This is a genomic window from Rathayibacter sp. VKM Ac-2835 (genome assembly GCF_013266705.1).
Lineage (GTDB): Bacteria > Actinomycetota > Actinomycetes > Actinomycetales > Microbacteriaceae > Rathayibacter.
In genome coordinates this window covers 196,804-215,749 of record NZ_JABSNQ010000001.1, presented here as the reverse complement: position 1 = coordinate 215,749, position 18,946 = coordinate 196,804, and the positions used below count along the sequence as shown (strand labels likewise).

The window sequence follows — 18,946 nt, the reverse complement described above, 5'->3', positions numbered from 1 at the left end:
GACGCCGATTCCCACGAACCACCCGACGGAGACGCATGTCCGAGATCACGGCCGACACGGTCGCCCATCTGGCCTCGCTGGCCAGGATCGACCTGACCGCAGAGGAGATCGAGAACCTCACCCGGGAGCTCGGTCAGATCGTCGACTCTGTGACGGCGATCCAGGCCGTCGCCACCCCCGACGTCCCGGCCACGAGCCACCCCATCCCGCTCGAGAACGTCTTCCGCCCCGACGTCGTGGGCGAGACGCTGACCCAGGAGCAGGCGCTCTCCGGTGCTCCCGAGCACGACGGCAGCCGCTTCCAGGTCTCCGCGATCCTGGGGGAGGAGCAGTGAGCGCGCACGGCGACGAGCTCGTCCGCCTCAGCGCCTCCGCCCTCTCCGAGCGCCTCGCCGACGGCTCGGTGTCCTCCCGCGAGGCGACGCAGGCGCACCTCGACCGCATCGCCGCGGTCGACGGCGCGGTGCACGCCTTCCTGCACGTCGCGGGCGACGCCGCCACCGCCACGGCCGAGGCGATCGACCGCCGCCGCGCCGAGGGCGAGTCGCTGCACCCGCTCGCCGGCGTCCCGCTCGCGGTCAAGGACGTCATCGTCACGAACGACATGCCCACCACCGCGGGCTCGCGCATCCTCGAGGGCTGGCGCCCGCCGTACGACGCGACCGTGATGCAGAAGGTCCGCGCGGCCGGCCTCGTGCCGATCGGCAAGACCAACATGGACGAGTTCGCGATGGGCTCGACCACCGAGCGCTCCGCCTACGGCCCCACGCACAACCCGTGGGACCTCGACCGCATCCCCGGCGGCTCCGGCGGCGGCTCGGCCGCGGCCGTCGCGAGCTACGAGGCGCCGCTGGCCCTGGGCTCCGACACCGGCGGCTCCATCCGCCAGCCCGCGCACGTCACCGGCACCGTCGGCGTGAAGCCGACCTACGGCGGCGTCTCGCGCTACGGCGCCGTCGCGCTCGCCTCGAGCCTCGACCAGATCGGCCCGGTCTCGCGCACGGTCCTCGACTCGGCGCTGCTGCACGACGTCATCGCCGGGCACGACCCGCGCGACTCCACCTCGCTCCGCGACGAGTGGCCCTCCTTCGCCGACGCGGTCCGCCGCGCGGACGTGAAGGGCCTGCGCATCGGCGTGCTCAAGGAGCTCGACGGGGGAGAGGGCTTCCAGCCCGGTGTCCTCGCCCGCTTCCACGAGGCCCTCGCGGTGCTCGAGAAAGCCGGCGCCGAGATCGTCGAGGTCAGCGCGCCGAGCGTCGAGCACGCCGTCGCCGCGTACTACCTGATCCTCCCCGCGGAGGCCTCGAGCAACCTCGCGAAGTTCGACTCCGTCCGCTTCGGCCTCCGCGTCACGCCCCCGGGCGGCGGCACGGTCGAGCAGGTCATGGCCGCGACCCGCGAGCAGGGCTTCGGCCCCGAGGTGAAGCGCCGGATCATCCTCGGCACCTACGCGCTCTCGGCCGGCTACTACGACGCCTACTACGGCAGCGCGCAGAAGGTGCGGACCCTGGTCCAGCGCGACTTCGACGCCGCCTTCGCCTCGGTCGACGTGATCGCCTCGCCGACCGCGCCGACCACCGCCTACCGGCTCGGCGAGAAGCTCGACGACCCGCTGGCGATGTACCGCGGCGACATCGCCACGATCCCGGCGAACCTGGCCGGGATCCCCGGCATCTCGGTCCCCGCCGGTCTCGCCGACGAGGACGGCCTGCCCGTGGGCGTCCAGTTCCTGGCACCCGCCCGCCAGGACGTCCGCCTCTACACGGTCGGCGGCGCGCTCGAGGCGCTCCTGGAGGAGCAGTGGGGCCGCCCGCTGCTCTCGCAGGCGCCCGACCTCGCCCCCGCCCAGCTCTCCGCCCCCCAGGAAGGTGCCGTCTGATGGCCTCCGCGCACGCGTCCGCCCCCGAGCTGATGGACTACGACGAGGTCTTCGAGCGCTTCGAGCCGGTCCTCGGCTTCGAGGTGCACATCGAGCTCAACACGAAGACGAAGATGTTCTCGGACGCCCCGAACATCGCCGGCTCCGAGCCGAACACCAACACGACGCCGGTCTGCCTGGGCCTGCCCGGCTCGCTGCCGGTCGTCAACGAGCAGGCCGTCCGGTACTCGATCAGCCTCGGCCTCGCGCTGGGCTGCTCGATCGCGCCGTCCAGCCGCTTCGCCCGGAAGAACTACTTCTACCCGGACATGGCGAAGAACTACCAGATCTCGCAGTTCGACGAGCCGATCGCCTTCGAGGGCTCGGTCGAGGTCGAGCTCGCCGACGGCAGCGTCGTGCACATCCCGATCGAGCGCGCGCACATGGAGGAGGACGCGGGCAAGCTCACCCACGTCGGCGGCGCCACCGGCCGCATCCAGGGCGCGGAGTACTCGCTGGTCGACTACAACCGCGCGGGCGTCCCGCTCGTCGAGATCGTCACGAAGCCGATCCACGGCGCGGGCAAGAGCGCTCCGGAGTACGCGAAGGCCTACGTCGCCACCATCCGCGACATCGTCCTCGCGCTCGGCATCTCCGACGCGAAGATGGAGCGCGGCAACCTCCGCTGCGACGCGAACGTCTCGCTCAAGCCGATCGGCCAGGAGAAGCTCGGCACCCGCACCGAGACGAAGAACGTCAACTCGCTCCGCTCGGTCGAGCGCGCGGTGCGCTACGAGATCCAGCGCCAGGGCGCGATCCTCGCCGCCGGCGGCACGATCACGCAGGAGACGCGGCACTGGCACGAGGACACCGGCCGCACCTCGTCCGGCCGCCCGAAGAGCGACGCCGACGACTACCGCTACTTCCCCGAGCCCGACCTGCTGCCCGTGGTGCCGAGCCCCGAGCTGATCGAGGAGCTGCGCGCCGCGCTGCCCGAGAAGCCCGCCGCCCGCCGCCGCCGGCTGAAGGCCGACTGGGGCTTCACCGACCTCGAGTTCCAGGACGTCGCGAACAGCGGCCTCCTGGTCGAGATCACCGAGACCGTGGCCGCCGGCGCCACGCCGCAGGCCGCCCGCAAGTGGTGGACCGGGGAGATCGCCCGCCTCGCCAACGCCGCAGGGCAGGACCCGGCCGAGCTGGTCTCGCCCGGGCAGGTCGCCGAGCTCGCGACGCTGATCGACGCGGGCACCCTCACCGACCGGCTCGCCCGCGAGGTGCTCCAGGGCGTCATCGCCGGCGAGGGCACCCCGCAGCAGGTCGTCGACGCCCGCGGGCTCGCGGTCGTCTCGGACGACGGCGCCCTCATCGAGGCGATCGATGCGGCCCTGGCCTCGCAGCCCGACGTGCTCGCGAAGATCCGCGACGGCAAGGTCCAGGCCGCGGGCGCGGTCATCGGCGCCGTGATGAAGGCGATGAAGGGCCAGGCCGACGCGGCCCGCGTCCGCGAGCTCGTCCTCGAGCGCGCGGCTGGCTGAGGTCGGCGCGCGGGGAACGGACGGCGGTGTGAGCACTCTTCCCGGCGACGCCTCCGTCCCCGCACGCCTCGATCTGCCGGGCGGGGCCTTCCTCCGTCCGCTCGTGACGAGCGACGCGGATCTGCTGCACCCGGCGATCGGGCAGCACCGCGGCTGGCTCGCCGCTCTGCTGCCCGCGGGCGACCCGAGCGGACTGCCGTCCGCCTCGCCGGGCGACGATCTGCGCGCACTCCGGCTGCTCGAGACCGCGGCGCGCGAGCGCACTCTCTTCGCGTACCTCCTGGTCGGCGCGGACTGGACCGAGGTCCTCGGCGGGCTGAGCGTCCGCCCCACCGGCGACGACACCGCGGAGGCCTCCTGGTGGGTCGTGCCGGGCCTCGCCGGCTCGCGCCTCGAGGAGGAGCTGGACGCCTACGCCCGGCGCTGGCTGCTGCTGCGCTGGCCGTTCGAGCAGGTCGAGACGCCGGACAACCACCCTGAGGAGCCGGCCGCACTGGCGGGCGCGAACCTGCTCCCGCTGCTGCCCGACGTGCCGGAGCGCACTCCGCTGCCCGAGCCGGACCGCGCCGCGGCGGAGGAGCTGTGGGCCGCGTACCGCGCCCAGGCGCCGGGCGTCCCCGCGGAGCTGCCCCTCGTGGAGTCGTTCGGCGACTCGGTCGAGCAGGCCGACGAGCTGCTGGCCCTGGTCCGCCGCGGCGTGAAGACCGCGACGGCCTCGCTGATCGGCGACGAGCCCGTGCCCGAGGTCGGCGACCACTGGATCGCCTGCGACGGGGCAGGTGTCGCCCGCGTCGTGCTGCGGACCCTCGAGATCCGCCTGGGCGCGCTCGACAGCGTCGACGACGCCTTCGCGTGGGACGAGGGCGAGAAGGACCGCTCGCGGGCGTCCTGGCTGGCGGGGCACCGCCGCTACTTCGAGCGCGTGTCGCCCGGCGGAGTCGGGACCGTCGTGTTCGAGCGCTTCCGGCTGGTCTGGCCGGAGGAGGACGCGGCCGTCGCCGCGGGCTTCTCGCGGCGGATCGCCTCCGAGCGGCCGGGCGGTACCCCCTAGTCGGCTTCGGGGGGTTCCCCTGATGCTCCACTCAGCAGCCCTGCGCCAGAGTGGAGGCATGGCTACTCTCGTGCGCCCCCGTCGGGGCAAGATCATCGCCGGCGTCTGCGCCGGCCTCGCGAACCGCTTCGGATGGAGCCCCTTCGTGGTCCGGCTGCTGTTCGTGCTCTCCTGCCTGCTTCCCGGGCCGCAGATCATCGCGTACCTCGTGATGTGGGTGGTCGTCCCGAAGCAGAGGTGACCCCGGCGCTCCTCCGCTCGTCCGGCTCCTTCAGGAGCGGCGGCGGGGGAGCGTCCTCGTTCGCGTGGTGAACGTTCACGGTCGCGTTCCGCGCCACGCTTGACGCAGCCCCGTCGACCGCTCTAGCGTCGTGCGTGAACGTTCACGTCGACGACGCCGCGAAAGGGCCACGCATGACCGACTCCACCCCGAACACGACCACCGCACCCGGCTGGGCCGTGCTCGGCCCCGGCAGCATCGCGCGCCGGTTCCTCTCCCAGCTCCCCGCGAGCAGCCGCGGCGCCCGACTGGTGGCCGCCGGCAGCTCCGACCAGGGCCGCGCCGCCGCCTTCGCCGCCGAGGCCGTCGAGCACGGCTTCCCGGACGCGACGGCCGGCGACTACGCCGCGGTCCTCGCCGATCCCGCCGTCGACGCCGTCTACATCTCCACGGTGCACACCGGTCATGCCGCCCTCGTCCTCCAGGCGCTCGAGGCCGGCAAGGCCGTGCTCTGCGAGAAGCCGCTCGCCGTCAACCACGGAACGGCGATGGCCCTGGTCGACGCCGCCCGCAGCGCGGGGCTGCCGCTCGTCGAGGCGTACATGTACCGCTTCCACCCGCAGACGGCCGCACTGCTCGACCTCGTCCGCGACGGCGTGATCGGCGACGTCGTGCACATCGACGCCTCCTTCTCCTTCCGCACCGGCGCCCGCGAGGGCCGGCTCTACGACGTCGCGACGGCGGGCGGCGGGATCCTCGATGTCGGCGGCTACACCGTCACGGCCGCGGCGGCGATCGTCCAGGCCGCGACCGGCGTCGCCGTCGCCGAGCCCGTCGAGTTCGACGCGCAGGGCACCCTCGGCCCGACCGGCGTCGACGAGTGGAGCGTCGCCCGCGCGACCTACCGCGGCGGCATCACCGCGACCCTCCGCACCGGAGTGGCGCTCGACGACGTCAACGCGCTGACCGTCCACGGCACCCGCGGCCGCCTGCACGTGGCCGACCCGTGGTTCGGCGCCGCGGAGACGGGCATCGAGATCAGCGTGGCGGGCGAGGAGCCCCGCATCGTCGCCTTCGAGGGCGAGAGCCCTTACGCGATCGAGGCGGACGCGACGACCGACGCGCTCGCCGCCGGAGCCGTCGAGGCCGCGCAGATGACCCTCGACGAGACGCTCGCGACCGCCCGCACGCTCGACCGCTGGCGCGCCGCCGTCGGCCTGCGCTTCCCGTTCGAGGCCGAGACCGCGGACGTCCCGACCGTCTCCGGCCGGCCGCTGCGCGTGGTCGCGGACGCCCCGATGCTCTCCGGCGAGATCCCGGGAGTCGGCAAGCGGATGTCGCGGCTCGTGATGGGCGTCGACAACCAGCCCGATCTGGCGCACGCCTCGGCGATCTTCGACGCCTTCGTCGAGCAGGGCGGCACCGCCTTCGACACCGGCTACATCTACGGCGGCGGCGTGCTCGAGGGCCGCCTCGGCCAGTGGATCCGCAACCGCGGGATCCGCGACGACGTCGTCGTCATCACCAAGGGCGCGCACACGCCGTACTGCGACCCGGAGTCGCTCACCCGCCAGCTGCTCGAGAGCCTCGAGCGCCAGGGCACCGACTACGCCGACATCTACCTGATGCACCGCGACAACCTCGAGGTGCCGGTGGGGGAGTTCGTCGACGTGATGGACGAGCACCAGCGCGCCGGGCGGATCCGCGCCTACGGCGTCTCGAACTGGACGCCGGCGCGCTTCGACGAGGCGCAGGAGTACGCCCGGGCGAACGGCCGCGCCGGCTTCCAGGCGCTGAGCGACCACTTCGGCCTGGCCGAGGCGTACGACGTCCCGTGGGAGGGCTGCGTGCACGTGACCGACCGCGCCTCGAAGGAGTGGCTGGTCGAGCGGCAGATCCCGCTGCTGCCGTGGTCCTCGCAGGCCCGCGGCTTCTTCACCGGCCGTGCCCGCCCGGACGACACCGGCGACGCCGAGCTGGTGCGCTGCTACTACGGGCCGGACAACTTCGAGCGGCTGCGCCGGGCCGAGCAGCTGGCGGCCGAGCACGGCGTCGGAGCGACGGCGATCGCGCTCGCCTACGTGCTCGCGCAGCCGTTCCCGACCTTCCCGCTCTTCGGACCGCGCACGATCACCGAGCTCCGCTCGTCGATGCGCGGCCTGTCGATCGAGCTGACTCCGGAGCAGACGGCGTGGCTCGACCTCCGCGCCTGACCGGAGCCGCGGCGGGCGGCCGCGCGACGATCCACGACGTCGCGGCCGCCGCCGGGGTCTCCCGCCAGACCGTCACCCGGGCGATGAACGGCATGCCAGGGATCAGCGAGGAGACGAAGCAGCGGGTCCTCGACGCCGCGGAGCAGCTGTCCTACCGGCCGTCGCGGTTCGGCCGCGGGCTGGTGACGGGCGGGGAGCACCAGCTCGGACTCGTCGTCGACGATCTGCGGAACCCGTGGTCGCCCGAGCTCGCCTCGGCGGTGGTCCGGGTCGCCGCGGCGCGCGGCTGGAACGTCTCGCTCGCCGACGTCGGGCTCGCCGCCGACTCCGACCGGATGATCCAGGCGCTCGGCGCGCAGACCGACGCCGTCATCGGCACCTTCGGCGACCGGGCGGCCGAGTGGATCGAGCGGCTCGGCTCCGTGCCGGTCGTCGAGCTCGATCCCACCGGCGACCCGCTGCGGGGGGCGGTGCTGCTCGACCACTCCGACGCCGTCGACGCGCTGGCGGAGCATCTCGCCGGAGCGGGCGTGCGGCGTCCGGTGATCGTGGACGTCTCGGGCGACTCCCGGCCGAGCAGGCGTGCGGAGCTGCTGGTCCGCGCGTTCGCCGCGCACGGGCTCGAGCCCTCCGTCGTGCGCGCTGCGGGTCCGACCGCCCAGGCCGCCGCGGATGCGACCGAGCGGATCGTCGCCCGGCCGCGGACGGCGGATGCGATCGTCGCCTTCAACGACCTCTGCGCCCTCGGCGTGCTCTCGGCCTGCCGCCGTGCCGGAGTCGACGTCCCCGGCGACGTCCGGGTGGTCGGGATCGACGGCCTGTCGATCGGACGGCTGCTCGCCCCGACGCTGACGACCCTCGCCGTCGACCTCGACGAGCTCGCCCGGCACGCCCTCGACCTCGCCGTCGCCATGATCGCCGGCGAGCTGCCCAAGGGCGGCCCGTCGGTGCACCGCACCGTCCGCCACCAGCTCGTCCTCCGCGAGTCCGCCTGACCCGCCGGGGAGGTCTCGCGTGCCGCGAGCCGCGCCATCATGCTGGTCGAGTAGCCCCGGAGGGGCGTATCGAGACCCACGGTTTCCAGGGGTCCGGTTCTTCAGACCGGCGTGCTGACGGGGGTGGATCTCGATACGCCCGCTGCGCGGGCTACTCGATCAGCACGGCTCCTGGCGTCGAACTCGCGTTCTTGCTGGTCGAGTAGCCCCGGGAGGGGCGTATCGAGACCCGCGCTCGCCCGCGACCGTCGACGCCGGGCTCGCTCTGAGTGAACCCTCAGCGATCGCCGCGGAGGGAGGCATAGCGTTGCGCTGTGCGTGCGCATCCTGCCGCGCCGAGGAGGAGATCATGGGATTCCTGGACCGACTGCTGGGCCGCGAAGAGCGACCCGAGGAGCGCCGCCCCGCCACCGGCTACCCGGCCCCTGCGGCCGCGGAGCGCCGCGCCGACGCGCCGTCCTACGGCACCCCGCCCGCGCAGTCCGCGCGCAGCAAGGACGAGATCGCGATCGAGCGCTACCGCTACCTCCTGCGCACCGCCCCGCCCGAGGCGATCGAGCAGGTGCACCGCGAGGCGTTCGAGCAGCTCACGCCCGAGCAGCGCCAGCAGGTCTTCCGCGAGCTCAGCGAGGGCGCCCCCGCGGGCGACGCGCCCCGCTCGGACGACGCGCGGTCGCTCGCCCAGTCGGCGACGCGCAGCGAGCTCCGCCAGCCCGGCTTCATGGAGCGCCGCTTCTCCGGCGGCGGCGCAGGCGGCATGGGCTTCGGCGGCGTGCTCGCCTCGTCGATGCTCGGCACCATCGCCGGCTTCGTGATCGGCTCCGCCATCGCCGACGCGTTCATCCCCGACGGGGTCGGCGAGTCCGTCCAGGCCGAGGGCGCCGACGGCGCCGAGGGCGCAGACGCGGGAGCGGACGGCGGCGACGCCGGTGCCGGTGATGCGGGCGGCGACTACGGCGGAGGCGACTTCGGTGGCGGCGACTTCGGTGGCGGCGACATCGGCGGCGGCGACTTCGGCGGAGGCTTCGACTTCTGACCCCCGCGAGTCCTGAGGCCCGGCGCGAGGCCGCCCTGCCTCAGGACCCGTCGAGCAGCAGCGCCTTCACCTCGCGGCGGAGCACCTTGCCGATCATGCTGCGCGGCAGCTCGTCGACGACGACGATCCGCTTCGGCACCTTGTAGGGCGTGAGCGCCTCGCGCACGGTGCGGCGCGCCTCCTCCTGATCGAGATGGGCGCCCGGCTCGAGGACGACCGCAGCGGCGACCTGCTCGCCGCTGCGGTCGTCCGGCAGCCCGACCACGGCGACGTCGCGGACGGCCGGCAGCCGGCGGAGCACCTCCTCGACCTCGGACGGCGAGACGTTGAAGCCGCCGGTGATGATCAGCTCCTTGATCCGGTCGACGATGGTGACGAAGCCGTCCTCGTCGATGGTGGCGATGTCTCCGGTGCGGAACCAGCCCTCGGCGGTGAACACGGCCGCGGTCTCGTCGGGCTTGCGGTGGTAGCCGCGGAACACCTGCGGACCGCGCACGACGAGCTCGCCCTGCCCGCCGGCCTCGACCTCGGTCTCCGGGTCCTCCGGATCGACGATGCGCACGTCCGTGCCGGGCAGCGGCAATCCGACGGTGCCCGCGCGGCGCGCCGTGCTGACCGGGTTCGCCATCAGCACGGGGGAGGTCTCGGACAGCCCGTAGCCCTCGACGAGCGTGCCGCCGGTCAGCGCCTCGAACGACTCGACCAGATCCGGGTCGAGCGGCATCGCGCCCGAGATCGCGATCTCGATGCCCTGCAGCGAGACGCCCTTCTCCTTCGCGCGCAGGGCGAGCCGCTCGGCGATCGGCGGCACCGCCGGCAGGAAGGTCGCCGGGTGCTTGCGGACGACCTTGAGGACCAGGTCCGGGTCGAACTTCGGGAACAGCACGAGGCGCGCGCCCATGCTCATGGCGAAGGTCAGGCAGAGCGTGAGCCCGTAGGCGTGGAACATGGGCAGGACCGCGTAGACCACGCAGTCGCCGCGGCGCACCGTGGGCACCCAGGCGCGCGACTGCGCGGCGTTCGCCGTGAGATTGAGGTGCGTCAGCTCGGCACCCTTCGGGGCTCCCGTCGTGCCGCTGGTGTACTGGATGACGGCGAGGTCGTCCGCCGTCGGACGCGGGTGCGCCGGGTCGAGCCGTCGGCGCAGCAGCGAGTCCCACTCGATCGCGCCGTGGACCTTCCCGGTCAGGGCGGCGCGCGACTCGCGGGCCTTCCGGATCGGCAGGCGGAGCGCGGCGCGCATCGGAGCCGGCATCGCCCGCGTGAGGTCGACCGAGACGACTGTGCCCACGCCGAGGTCCTCGGGCAGGTCCTGCACGGTCGGGACCACGCGGTCCCAGGCGATCGCGACCCGCGCGCCGTGGTCCTCGAACTGGTGCCGCAGCTCGCGCGGCGTGTAGAGCGGATTGTGCTCGACGACGACGGCGCCGAGGCGCAGCACCGCGTAGAAGGCGACGACGTGCTGCGGGCAGTTCGGCAGGATCAGGGCGACGGGGTCGCCGTCGCGGACCCCGAGTCGCCGCAGTCCCTCCGCGGCGCGCTCCACGTCATCGGCGAGCTGGGCGTAGCTGGTCGATCGGCCGAAGAACTCGAGCGCGACCTGGTGCGGATAGCGCTCGGCCGATTCGGCGACGATGTCGACGAGCGAGCCGGTCGGGAGCTCCAGCTCCTCCGGCACTTTGTCTGCGTAGCTGCGGATCCAGGGGCGGGGCGGGTGAGTGCTCACCCGCCCCACTCTAGGCGCAGGGCTCCGGGCGTCCGACGACGCCGGGAGACGGCGCTCAGGCGCCCTGGGAGACGGCGTCCTCGATGGCGACGTCGCCCGAGACGATCTCCCAGGTGCTGCCGATCGACGAGGGGTCGGCCAGCACCGCGATCACGGTCGCGGCGACGTCCTCGCGCGGGATGCTGCCCTTCTCGACGCTCTCGCCGAGCTCGATGCGGCCGGTGCCCTCGTCGTTGGTGAGGCCGCCGGGACGGAGGATCGTCCAGTCCAGGTCGGTGCCGCGCAGCGCCGTGTCGGCGTCGCGCTTGGCCTCGACGTACGCGCGCCAGCCCTCCTCGGTGTCGTCGGCGAGCGGCGCGTCGACGCCGATCGCGCTGATCTGCACGAAGCGGCGGATGCCGGCGATCGCGGCCGCCTCCTGGCTGAGCACGGAGGCGCCGAGGTCGACCGTGCGCTTGCGCTCGGGGCCGGAGTCGGGTCCGGCGCCGGCGGTGAAGACGAGGGCGTCGACGCCCTCCAGCCTCCCGGCGAAGTCCTCGGCGGTGGAGTGCTCGAGGTCGTGGACCAGCGGCTCTCCGCCGAGGCGGACGATGTCCTCCGAGTGGTCGGGGTTGCGGACGACTCCGACCGCCTCGTGTCCGGCGTCGTAGAGCAGATGGAGGATCTGCTGGCCGACCTTGCCGTGTGCTCCGATGACGGCGACGCGTGTCATGGACTGTCCTCTCTTCGTCGGGGCGGTGCGCCCCGGTTCTCGTCCGCGCGGCGGGCGCGGACCTCCCCATCCTGCCGTCGGCAGCCTGGGGCCGTTCTCAGGTGCTGCGGCTCAGGTGCTGCAGCTCAGGTGCCGCGGCTCAGGCGGCGAGGCGGTCGTCGCGACCGGTGACCGCCAGCAGCCGGCTCTGCAGCGGCGCGGTCGCATCGATCGGGACCGGAGCGGCGAACAGCCCGCTCGCGCGCAGCGTCTCCTCCTGCGGCGCGAAGAGCTCCCAGACGGCGGCGACGAGGCCCTCCTCCATCGCCTCCTCGCTCCCGGTGGCGCGCGCGAGGTCCCAGGTGTGCACCGTGATGTCGGCGACCTGCTCCTGCAGCAGCTCCAGCGCGGTGACGGTGTCGCGGCCCAGGCGCAGCTCGGCCCGGGGGTCGACCTCGCGCGACACCGCGCGCAGCACAGTCGTCACCCGGGTCCACTCGCTGCGGAGGTCCGCGGCCACCGGCTCGAGGCGGATCGGCGATTCGTCGCCGCCGGAGAGCAGCGTGTGCGCCCGCTGCTGCTCGCGGACCACGTGCAGCACGAGCGCGCGGGTGTCCCACTCGGTGTCGGGGGTCGGTGCGGCCCAGTCCACCACCGCATCGAGGCGGATCTCGAACGCGGCGTGCGCGCGGGCCTGCAGGTCGAGCCAGAGGCTCAGGTCGGAGTCGGGGGAGTCGGGCTCGTGCTCGTGCGTCATGTCTTCTCCGGGAGTCGTCGGGGTGCTCGGGTCAACCTCGGCGGCGGCGCCGCCATTCCCGCCGGGAGAGGTCGTCGCCGGTGCGGGCTCGCGCCCGGCACCGGTGTCGGTGGTGCGTGCGACCATGATCCTCGGAAGCACCGCCGTCATGGGGAGCGGTGCGCCACTCGAGCAGGGCGGAACGTGAGCAAGCAGGACGGCACGGGGCGGCAGGTCACGACCGAGCCCTTCGACGACCCGCGCGCGAGCATCCTGCACGTCGACATGGACGCGTTCTTCGCCTCCGTCGAGCTGCTCGAGCACCCGGAGCTGCGCGGCAAGCCGGTCGTCGTCGGGCACATCGGCTCGCGCTCGGTGGTGACGGCCGCGACCTACGAAGCGCGCAAGTACGGCATCAACTCGGCGATGCCGATGGCCGTGGCGCTCCGCCGCTGCCCGCACGCGATCATCCTCGAGCCGCACATGGACCGCTACCGCGAGGCCTCGCGCCGGGTGATGGCGATCTTCGACTCCTTCACCCCGCTCGTCGAGCGGCTCAGCATCGACGAGGCCTTCCTCGACGTCGCCGGTGCCCGGCGGATCTCCGGCTCGCCCTGGGCCATCGGCACCGAGATCCGCCGGCGCGTGCACGCCGAGCTCGGTCTCACCTGCTCCGTCGGCATCGCCAGTACCAAGTTCGTCGCGAAGCTCGCCTCCGGCCGCTCCAAGCCCGACGGCCTGCTCGTCGTGCCGTCCGACGGCGTGCAGGCGTTCCTCGACCCGCTGCCGGTGAGCGCCCTCTGGGGCGTCGGGGCGAGCACCGAGGAGGCGCTGGTGCGGCGGGGCCTGCGCACCGTGGCCGATGTCGCGACCACTCCGCTCGCCTCCCTCGTCTCGGCGCTCGGCGAGGCCACCGGGCGCCGCCTGCACGCCCTGTCCAACGGCGTCGATCCGCGCCCGGTCGACACCCGGCAGATCGAGAAGAGCGCCGGCCACGAGATCACCTTCGCGGACGACGTCGCCGACCCGGAGCTCGTCCGCCGCGAGCTGCTGCGCCTGTGCGACAAGGTCGCCGTGCGGATGCGCCGCTCCGGCGTCCGCTGCCGCACCGTGGCCGTCAAGGTCCGCTTCGGCGACTTCAGCACGCTGACCCGCTCGCGCACCCTCCCCGAGGCGACCGACGTGGCGCGGGTGCTCTACGACGCGTCCTCGGCACTGCTGGAGGCGGCGAACCCGCTGCGCCGGCCGGTCCGGCTGATCGGCGTCCGCGGCGAGCAGCTCGTCGAGGGCGACGACGTCGCGTTCTCGCTCTGGAGCGACTCCGACGATTGGCGCGACGCCGAGCTCGCGGTCGACGGCGTCTCCGCCCGCTTCGGCACCGGCGCCGTGCGGCCGGCGTCGCTGCTCTCGCGCTCCGCCCCGGAGTCGGCCAAGGGCATCGACATCAGCGACACCCTCGCTACGCGGAACCGATCGTCAGACTGATCGGCCGGTGGTCCGAGCCGTTCCGCGGCAGGACCTCGAGGGTCGCGGCGGGCACGCCGTCGGCCAGCGCGTGATCGAGGGAGACCAGCGGGAGCAGCGCCGGCCAGGTCGCCGGGAAGCCGATGCCGGACGTGCGGACCAGGCGGGCCTCGTTCAGCACGGGCGCCAGCAGGTGGTCGTCCGTCGCGGTGTTGAAGTCGCCGACGACGAGCCGGCGCGCTGAGCCGTCGTCCGCGAGGGCGGAGGCGAGCCCGCCCAGCATCGTGTCGCGCTCGGCGTGATCGCCGAGGCGGAGCGAGGCGAGGTGCACCACGAAGAGGCGCGTCGCCCCGAGTGGCGTGTCCACGTCCACGGCGAGAGCACGATTCCAGTCGAGGCCCAGATCGAGCGGCTCGCCGTTCGAGAGCTCGGTGCGGCTCCACAGCCCGACGGTGCCGACCACGTAGGAGTGCGGGTACTCGTCGGAGAGCTCGGCGTCGACCGCCTCCCGCGCGTCGCCGTCGAGCTCCTGGAAGGTGAGCACGTCGGGCTCCCGGCTCGCCAGCTCGGCGGCGAGGGCGCCGGCGTCGTCGCGGGTGCCGAGATTCTGGCTAACGACGGTGAAGGAGCCCGAGCGGACGGCGGGAGCGGGCAGCGCCACGGGGAGCACGAGCACGCCGTAGACCGTCACCAGCACGGTGACCGCGGCTCCGGCACCCCTCGAGCGCAGGGCGATCGCGGCCGAGAGGAGGAGCAGCACGGCCAGGCCGGACCAGGGGATCGCCGTCTCGACGACCGACAGCCAGCCCGCGGCGTCCCAGAGTCCGCGGTGGAAGGCGAGGAACGCCGCCAGCAGCAGACTCGCGACCGCGACGGACGCGGCGCGTCCTGGTCGGCGGCGGCGCGGGCGGGACGGCATCCGACGATCATCGCAGCAGACCTCCGGGAGGAGGTGAGGGAGTCCTGTGCGCGCCGGTGCGCCGCTTGTCGCCCGTTCGGCCCGCGGAGTAGCGTCGGGCCATGCCCAACATCGCTGTCTCCCTGGCCGACAAAGTGACCTCCGCGGGTGCCGCGACGAGCTACGGAGACCCGATCGAGGTCGACGGCGTCTCGCTCGTCCCCGTCACGCTCCGCTGGTTCGGCTTCGGCGGCGGCAGCGGCTCCGAGGACGGCCAGGAGGGCGGCGGAGGAGGCGGCGGCGGCGCCGTGGTCCCGATCGGCGCCTACATCAAGGACGACCTCGGCCTGCGCTTCCAGCCGAACATCGTCTCGGTCCTCGCCGTCGGCGTCCCGCTCGTGTGGGTCTCCGGCAAGGCGCTCGCGCGGATCATCCGCGCGCTCAAGAAGTAGAGGATCCGGCGCGGCCTCAGCGCTGGGGCCGCGCCGTGAACCAGGTCTTCTTCGTCCGGCCGAAGCCGACGAGCAGGCGCTCGGCGTCGTTCGGACGGCGCGGGTCGTAGATCACCGCGACCGGCTCGCCCGCCATCCAGGCGTCGCCGCGCTTCCACGGAGTCTTGACCGCGTGCCGCTCCTCGCCGTCGACGAGACGGTAGGCGACCAGCAGTCGCCCCAGATCCCGGGCCGCCGAGGCGTCGCCTCTGCTCGGGTCGTGGGCGACCACGCGACCGGGCACCCGGGTGCCGTAGCTGAGCAGCTCGCGGCGGATCCGGAACCGGCGCCGCCAGAGCAGCACCTGCAGGAGCACCACGAGGACCGCGGCGAGGACGAGCACCACCGACCACGACATGCTGTCTATGATTGCTGACGAACACGGGAGTCCGGTGCACCGGGCTGAGAGGAAGGCAGCAGCCTTCGACCGTCGAACCTGATCTGGGTCATGCCAGCGAAGGAACGTTTCGATCTCCTCTTCTTCCACCCGTGCCCCGTTTCGCTTCCACGAAAGGGCACGTCAGTGCAGAACAAAGCAGCGCAGAACACCGCGGCGCAGAGCACCACCGGTACCGGACGGACCTCCTCCGGCGGCCGTCCCCGCGATCTCCGCTGGCGGGTCGTCGACATCGTCGTGGCGAGCGTCGTCGCCGTGGCCGCGGGCATCGTCTTCTGGGCGTGGGGACTCGCGACCAATGTCCTCGGCGTCGCCTTCGAGTTCCTCCCCGGTCTCGGCGGCCTCCTCGGCGGCGGCTGGCTCTTCGCCGGCGTGCTCGGCGGCCTCATCATCCGCAAGCCCGGTGCGGCGCTCTACACCGAGCTCCTCGCCGCGGTCGTCTCCGCCCTGATCGGCACCCAGTGGGGCTTCGCCGTGCTGCTCTCCGGACTCGTCCAGGGCCTGGGCGCCGAGATCGTGCTCGCCCTCTTCCTCTACCGCAGCGGTCGCCCGCTCGTCGCGATGCTGGCCGGGGCCGGTGCCGGTCTCGCCCTCGCCGTCAACGACCTGCTGGTCTACTACCCCGCCGTCGACGACCTGTTCCGCACGGTCTACGTCGTGTCGTCCCTCGTGTCGGGCGCGGTGCTGGCCGGGCTCCTGCCCTGGTTCGCGGTGCGCGGGCTCGCCGCCTCCGGAGCGCTGGACCGCTTCGTCTCGGGCCGGGAGGGCCGCGTGGTCGAGGGGGCGGGCGCGAGCGCTCGATGAGCGGTGCGTCGATCCGTGCCCAGGGCTGGAGCTGGCGGCACGCGGGCCGGTCGAGCGCGGCCGTCACGGGGCTCGATCTCGACGTGCGGCCGGGGGAGCGCGTCCTTCTCCTCGGCCCGTCCGGCGCGGGCAAGAGCACGCTGCTGCACGCGCTGGCCGGTGTCCTCGGCGGCGAGGAGGACGGCGCCGACGAGGGCGAGCTGAGCATCGACGGCGGGTCGCCGGGCGAGCGCCGCGGCGTCGCCGGTCTCGTGCTCCAGGACCCCGACACCCAAGCCGTGCTCGCGCGGGTCGGGGACGACGTCGGCTTCGCCTGCGAGAACCTCGGCGTTCCGCGCGCGGAGATCCCGGCCCGGGTCCGGCGCGCGCTCGACGACGTCGGTCTCGACGTCGCTCTCGACCGGTCGACCTCCGCGCTGTCCGGCGGCCAGAAGCAGCGGCTCGCCCTCGCCTGCGTCCTCGCGATGCAGCCTCGGCTCCTGCTGCTCGACGAGCCGACCGCGAACCTCGACCCCCGCGGCGTCCAGGAGGTCCGCTCGGCGGTCGAGCGGACCACGGCGCGCACCGGCGCCACCCTGATCGTCGTCGAGCACCGCGTCGACGTCTGGATCGACCTGGTCGACCGGATCGTCGTGCTCGGCGCCGACGGCACCGTCGTGGCCGACGGCGAACCGCGTCCGGTGATCGAGCGCGCCCGCGGCGTCCTCGAGGCCGCGGGAGTCTGGCTCCCGGGCGAGCACCCCGAGCGGCGCGTCGAGGCGACCGGACCGGCGCCGATCGCCCTGAGCGCGACGGCGCTCGATCTCGCCCGACCGGTCTTCGGGCGCCGCACCCCGCCCCTGATCGCCGAAGGCCTCGACCTCTCTCTCGCTGCCGGCCGGGTGACCGCCGTCCTCGGTCCGAACGGCGCCGGCAAGTCGACGCTCGCGCTGACGCTGGCCGGCCTGCTCCCGCCGGCCCGGGGCGAGATCGTCGCGTCGCCGGCGGTGCGCGACGGAGCCTCTCCGCACCCGCACCGCTGGAGCTCGCGGCAGCTCAGCGACCGGGTCGCCATGGTCTTCCAGGAGCCGGAGCACCAGTTCCTCACGGCGCGGGTGCGCCAGGAGCTGCACCTCGGCGTCCGCGACGAGGCGGAGCGGCGCCGCGCCGACGAGCTGCTCGAGCGGCTCGGACTCGCGCACCTCGCCGACGCGAACCCCTTCACCCTCTCCGGCGGCGAGAAGCGGCGGCTCACCGTCGCCTCGGCGCTGGTCCGGCGCCCCGCCGTCGTCGTGCTCGACGAGCCGACCTTCGGCCAGGACCGGCGGACCTGGGACGTGGTCGTCGACCTCCTCGCCGAGCTGCGCGCGGACGGACGCGCCGTGCTCGCCGTCACGCACGACGAGCACCTGGTGACGGCCCTCGCCGACGCCGTGGTCCGCCTCGGCGAGCCGACGGTGGTGCCCGGATGACGCTCCTGGACGCGGTCCCGGCCCGCGGGCGCATCGCCCGGGCGAACCCCGTCGCGAAGCTCCTCGCGAGCCTCGTCATCGCCGTCGTCCTGATCCTGACGGTCGACGTCGTCTCGGCGGCGACCGCGCTCGCGCTCGAACTGCTCGTGCTGCCCTTCGTCGGGCTCCGCCCCGGCGACCTGGTGCGCCGCACGGCTCCGGTCTGGATCGCGGCGCCGCTCGCGGGCATCACGACCGTGCTCTACGGACGGGACAGCGGCGCTGTGCTGGGGCAGTTCCTCTTCGTCTCCGTCACGGAGGGCTCGGTCGCCCTCGGCGGCGCGATCGCTCTGCGCGTGCTCGCCATCGGCCTGCCCAGCGTGGTGCTGATCGCGACGACCGACCCCACCGATCTCGCGGACGGCCTGGCCCAGATCCTCCGGCTGCCGGCCCGCTTCGTCCTCGGCGGCCTCGCGGGCATGCGGCTCGTCGGCCTGCTCAGCGACGACTGGCGCACTCTCGCGATGGCCCGCCGGGCGCGGGGAGTGGCCGACGGACGCGGACCGATCGCGGCGGTGAAGAGCCTCGGCGCCCGCAGCTTCTCGCTGCTGGTGCTGGCGATCCGACGGGGCAGCAGGCTCGCCACGGCGATGGAGGCGAAGGGCTTCGGCGCGGACACCCCGCGGACCTGGGCGCGGGTGTCCCGCCTGGGCCCGTTCGACGTGCTGCTGGTGCTGGGCGGCGCGGCGATCGCGGCTCTCGCGATCACCGCGGCCGTGCTCACCGGCGCCTGGAGCTTCGTGCTGAATGGCTGATCCGCGGCACCTCACCGGCGCGACGGCACGCGTCCTCGCCCGTCGGCTCGTCGCCGGTCGGGCGCGCACGGTGCTGCTCGACGGGCCGAGCGGCTCGGGGAAGTCGACCTTCGCGCTGGCGCTGCTGGCGGAGCTGCGGGGGACCGCCCGCGCTCCCGCGGCTGCGCTCGTGCGGATGGACGACGTCTACCCCGGCTGGTCGGGGCTGGACCGCTCGGTCGCGATCGCAGCGGAACGGATCGTCCGGCCGCACGCGCTCGGGCTCGGCGCGCGCTGGCAGACCTGGAACTGGGCGGCCGACACGACCGCGGGGCCGCGCACGGCCGGTGCGCCGCTCCTTCTGCTGGAGGGCTGCGGCGCCGCGGGGGAGCGGAGCCGGCGCTTCGCCGATCTGACCGTGTGGATCGAAGCGGACGAGGCGCAGCGGAAGCAGCGCGCGCTCGCCCGCGACGGCGCGCTCTTCGAGCCGCACTGGGACTCCTGGGACGCTCAGTTCCGGCGCTACTGCGTGCGGGAGCGACCGCACGAGGGTGCCGACCTGGTGCTCGACTCGAGCGACCCCGCAGGCGTTCGGGAGGACTGAGGA

19 protein-coding genes and 1 riboswitch are annotated in these 18,946 nt (G+C 73.9%); of the genes, 14 read left to right on the top strand and 5 right to left on the bottom strand.

The window, feature by feature from the left end; all coding sequences use genetic code 11:
- The first annotated feature begins 35 nt into the window (after positions 1–35).
- From gatC to HRK28_RS00965, 8 genes are all read left to right on the top strand, one after another.
- A complete protein-coding gene (gene gatC / locus HRK28_RS01000) occupies positions 36–335 on the top strand; it encodes an Asp-tRNA(Asn)/Glu-tRNA(Gln) amidotransferase subunit GatC (RefSeq protein WP_160089002.1) in 300 nt (99 codons plus the stop codon).
- Positions 332–1,879, top strand: a complete 1,548-nt coding sequence (gene gatA / locus HRK28_RS00995; RefSeq protein WP_173250151.1) for an Asp-tRNA(Asn)/Glu-tRNA(Gln) amidotransferase subunit GatA — start codon at positions 332–334, stop codon at positions 1,877–1,879. The genes gatC and gatA overlap by 4 nt, the downstream gene beginning before the upstream one ends.
- Positions 1,879–3,393: an Asp-tRNA(Asn)/Glu-tRNA(Gln) amidotransferase subunit GatB gene (gene gatB, locus HRK28_RS00990; RefSeq protein WP_217274372.1), complete on the top strand. Its 1,515-nt coding sequence runs from the start codon at positions 1,879–1,881 to the stop codon at positions 3,391–3,393. The genes gatA and gatB overlap by 1 nt, the downstream gene beginning before the upstream one ends.
- Positions 3,394–3,421: 28 nt before the next feature.
- Entirely contained in the window at positions 3,422–4,444 is a 1,023-nt protein-coding gene (locus HRK28_RS20675; protein WP_367948311.1) for an ASCH domain-containing protein, read from the top strand.
- A 58-nt stretch (positions 4,445–4,502) separates the two neighbouring features.
- Positions 4,503–4,685, top strand: coding sequence for a PspC domain-containing protein (locus HRK28_RS00980; protein ID WP_160089008.1), 183 nt, complete (start codon positions 4,503–4,505; stop codon positions 4,683–4,685).
- 173 nt (positions 4,686–4,858) lie between these two features.
- Positions 4,859–6,877: an aldo/keto reductase gene (locus HRK28_RS00975; RefSeq protein ID WP_173250149.1), complete on the top strand. Its 2,019-nt coding sequence runs from the start codon at positions 4,859–4,861 to the stop codon at positions 6,875–6,877.
- Positions 6,856–7,872: a LacI family DNA-binding transcriptional regulator gene (locus HRK28_RS00970; protein WP_173250148.1), complete on the top strand. Its 1,017-nt coding sequence runs from the start codon at positions 6,856–6,858 to the stop codon at positions 7,870–7,872. The genes HRK28_RS00975 and HRK28_RS00970 overlap by 22 nt, the downstream gene beginning before the upstream one ends.
- A gap of 349 nt (positions 7,873–8,221) precedes the next feature.
- On the top strand, positions 8,222–8,908 hold the full coding sequence (locus tag HRK28_RS00965) for a hypothetical protein (protein WP_173250146.1): 687 nt from the start codon (positions 8,222–8,224) through the stop codon (positions 8,906–8,908).
- Between the two features lie 40 nt (positions 8,909–8,948).
- Here HRK28_RS00965 and HRK28_RS00960 read toward each other — a convergent pair whose 3' ends face one another.
- From HRK28_RS00960 to HRK28_RS00950, 3 genes are all read right to left on the bottom strand, one after another.
- Positions 8,949–10,634 (bottom strand): long-chain-fatty-acid--CoA ligase, encoded by a 1,686-nt coding sequence (locus tag HRK28_RS00960; RefSeq protein WP_173250144.1) that lies wholly within the window; start codon positions 10,632–10,634, stop codon positions 8,949–8,951.
- 55 nt (positions 10,635–10,689) lie between these two features.
- Complete coding sequence (locus HRK28_RS00955) at positions 10,690–11,346, bottom strand: SDR family oxidoreductase (RefSeq protein ID WP_160089018.1); 657 nt, start codon at positions 11,344–11,346, stop codon at positions 10,690–10,692.
- A gap of 139 nt (positions 11,347–11,485) precedes the next feature.
- Entirely contained in the window at positions 11,486–12,082 is a 597-nt protein-coding gene (locus HRK28_RS00950; RefSeq protein ID WP_217274371.1) for a TIGR03086 family metal-binding protein, read from the bottom strand.
- Between the two features lie 183 nt (positions 12,083–12,265).
- Here HRK28_RS00950 and dinB point away from each other — a divergent pair, with 183 nt between their 5' ends.
- A complete protein-coding gene (dinB, locus tag HRK28_RS00945) occupies positions 12,266–13,546 on the top strand; it encodes a DNA polymerase IV (RefSeq protein WP_160089027.1) in 1,281 nt (426 codons plus the stop codon).
- On the opposite strand, the gene HRK28_RS00940 is transcribed toward dinB, so the two are convergent.
- Positions 13,521–14,444 (bottom strand): endonuclease/exonuclease/phosphatase family protein, encoded by a 924-nt coding sequence (locus tag HRK28_RS00940; RefSeq protein WP_173250142.1) that lies wholly within the window; start codon positions 14,442–14,444, stop codon positions 13,521–13,523. The genes dinB and HRK28_RS00940 overlap by 26 nt on opposite strands.
- Positions 14,445–14,545: 101 nt before the next feature.
- On the opposite strand from HRK28_RS00940, the gene HRK28_RS00935 reads away from it, so the two are divergent.
- Positions 14,546–14,875: a hypothetical protein gene (locus tag HRK28_RS00935; RefSeq protein WP_173250140.1), complete on the top strand. Its 330-nt coding sequence runs from the start codon at positions 14,546–14,548 to the stop codon at positions 14,873–14,875.
- 16 nt (positions 14,876–14,891) lie between these two features.
- Here HRK28_RS00935 and HRK28_RS00930 read toward each other — a convergent pair whose 3' ends face one another.
- Positions 14,892–15,272: a DUF3592 domain-containing protein gene (locus HRK28_RS00930; protein WP_160089033.1), complete on the bottom strand. Its 381-nt coding sequence runs from the start codon at positions 15,270–15,272 to the stop codon at positions 14,892–14,894.
- 14 nt (positions 15,273–15,286) lie between these two features.
- Positions 15,287–15,394, top strand: a riboswitch (TPP riboswitch).
- Positions 15,395–15,437: 43 nt separating this feature from the next.
- Between HRK28_RS00930 and HRK28_RS00925 the strand changes: the two genes are divergently transcribed.
- From HRK28_RS00925 to HRK28_RS00910, 4 genes are read left to right on the top strand one after another with little or no spacing between them, the layout of a single operon-like run.
- Positions 15,438–16,115: an ECF transporter S component gene (locus HRK28_RS00925; RefSeq protein ID WP_367948310.1), complete on the top strand. Its 678-nt coding sequence runs from the start codon at positions 15,438–15,440 to the stop codon at positions 16,113–16,115.
- Positions 16,112–17,566: an ABC transporter ATP-binding protein gene (locus tag HRK28_RS00920; RefSeq protein WP_173250136.1), complete on the top strand. Its 1,455-nt coding sequence runs from the start codon at positions 16,112–16,114 to the stop codon at positions 17,564–17,566. The genes HRK28_RS00925 and HRK28_RS00920 overlap by 4 nt, the downstream gene beginning before the upstream one ends.
- Positions 17,563–18,360, top strand: a complete 798-nt coding sequence (locus HRK28_RS00915) for an energy-coupling factor transporter transmembrane protein EcfT (protein WP_173250134.1) — start codon at positions 17,563–17,565, stop codon at positions 18,358–18,360. Before HRK28_RS00920 ends, HRK28_RS00915 begins: the two co-directional genes overlap by 4 nt.
- Positions 18,353–18,943, top strand: a complete 591-nt coding sequence (locus HRK28_RS00910; protein ID WP_173250132.1) for an ATP-binding protein — start codon at positions 18,353–18,355, stop codon at positions 18,941–18,943. Before HRK28_RS00915 ends, HRK28_RS00910 begins: the two co-directional genes overlap by 8 nt.
- Positions 18,944–18,946: the final 3 nt, after the last annotated feature.

Coding starts and splice junctions, on each gene's coding strand:
- HRK28_RS00930 (WP_160089033.1), bottom strand. CDS start 15,272: ATGTCGTGGTCGGTGGTGCTCGTCCTCGCCGCGGTCCTCGTGGTGCTC.
- HRK28_RS00950 (WP_217274371.1), bottom strand. CDS start 12,082: ATGACGCACGAGCACGAGCCCGACTCCCCCGACTCCGACCTGAGCCTC.
- gatB (WP_217274372.1), top strand. CDS start 1,879: ATGGCCTCCGCGCACGCGTCCGCCCCCGAGCTGATGGACTACGACGAG.
- HRK28_RS00980 (WP_160089008.1), top strand. CDS start 4,503: ATGGCTACTCTCGTGCGCCCCCGTCGGGGCAAGATCATCGCCGGCGTC.
- HRK28_RS00940 (WP_173250142.1), bottom strand. CDS start 14,444: ATGCCGTCCCGCCCGCGCCGCCGCCGACCAGGACGCGCCGCGTCCGTC.
- HRK28_RS00910 (WP_173250132.1), top strand. CDS start 18,353: ATGGCTGATCCGCGGCACCTCACCGGCGCGACGGCACGCGTCCTCGCC.
- HRK28_RS00965 (WP_173250146.1), top strand. CDS start 8,222: ATGGGATTCCTGGACCGACTGCTGGGCCGCGAAGAGCGACCCGAGGAG.
- HRK28_RS00975 (WP_173250149.1), top strand. CDS start 4,859: ATGACCGACTCCACCCCGAACACGACCACCGCACCCGGCTGGGCCGTG.
- HRK28_RS00920 (WP_173250136.1), top strand. CDS start 16,112: ATGAGCGGTGCGTCGATCCGTGCCCAGGGCTGGAGCTGGCGGCACGCG.
- HRK28_RS00935 (WP_173250140.1), top strand. CDS start 14,546: ATGCCCAACATCGCTGTCTCCCTGGCCGACAAAGTGACCTCCGCGGGT.
- gatC (WP_160089002.1), top strand. CDS start 36: ATGTCCGAGATCACGGCCGACACGGTCGCCCATCTGGCCTCGCTGGCC.
- HRK28_RS00915 (WP_173250134.1), top strand. CDS start 17,563: ATGACGCTCCTGGACGCGGTCCCGGCCCGCGGGCGCATCGCCCGGGCG.
- HRK28_RS00955 (WP_160089018.1), bottom strand. CDS start 11,346: ATGACACGCGTCGCCGTCATCGGAGCACACGGCAAGGTCGGCCAGCAG.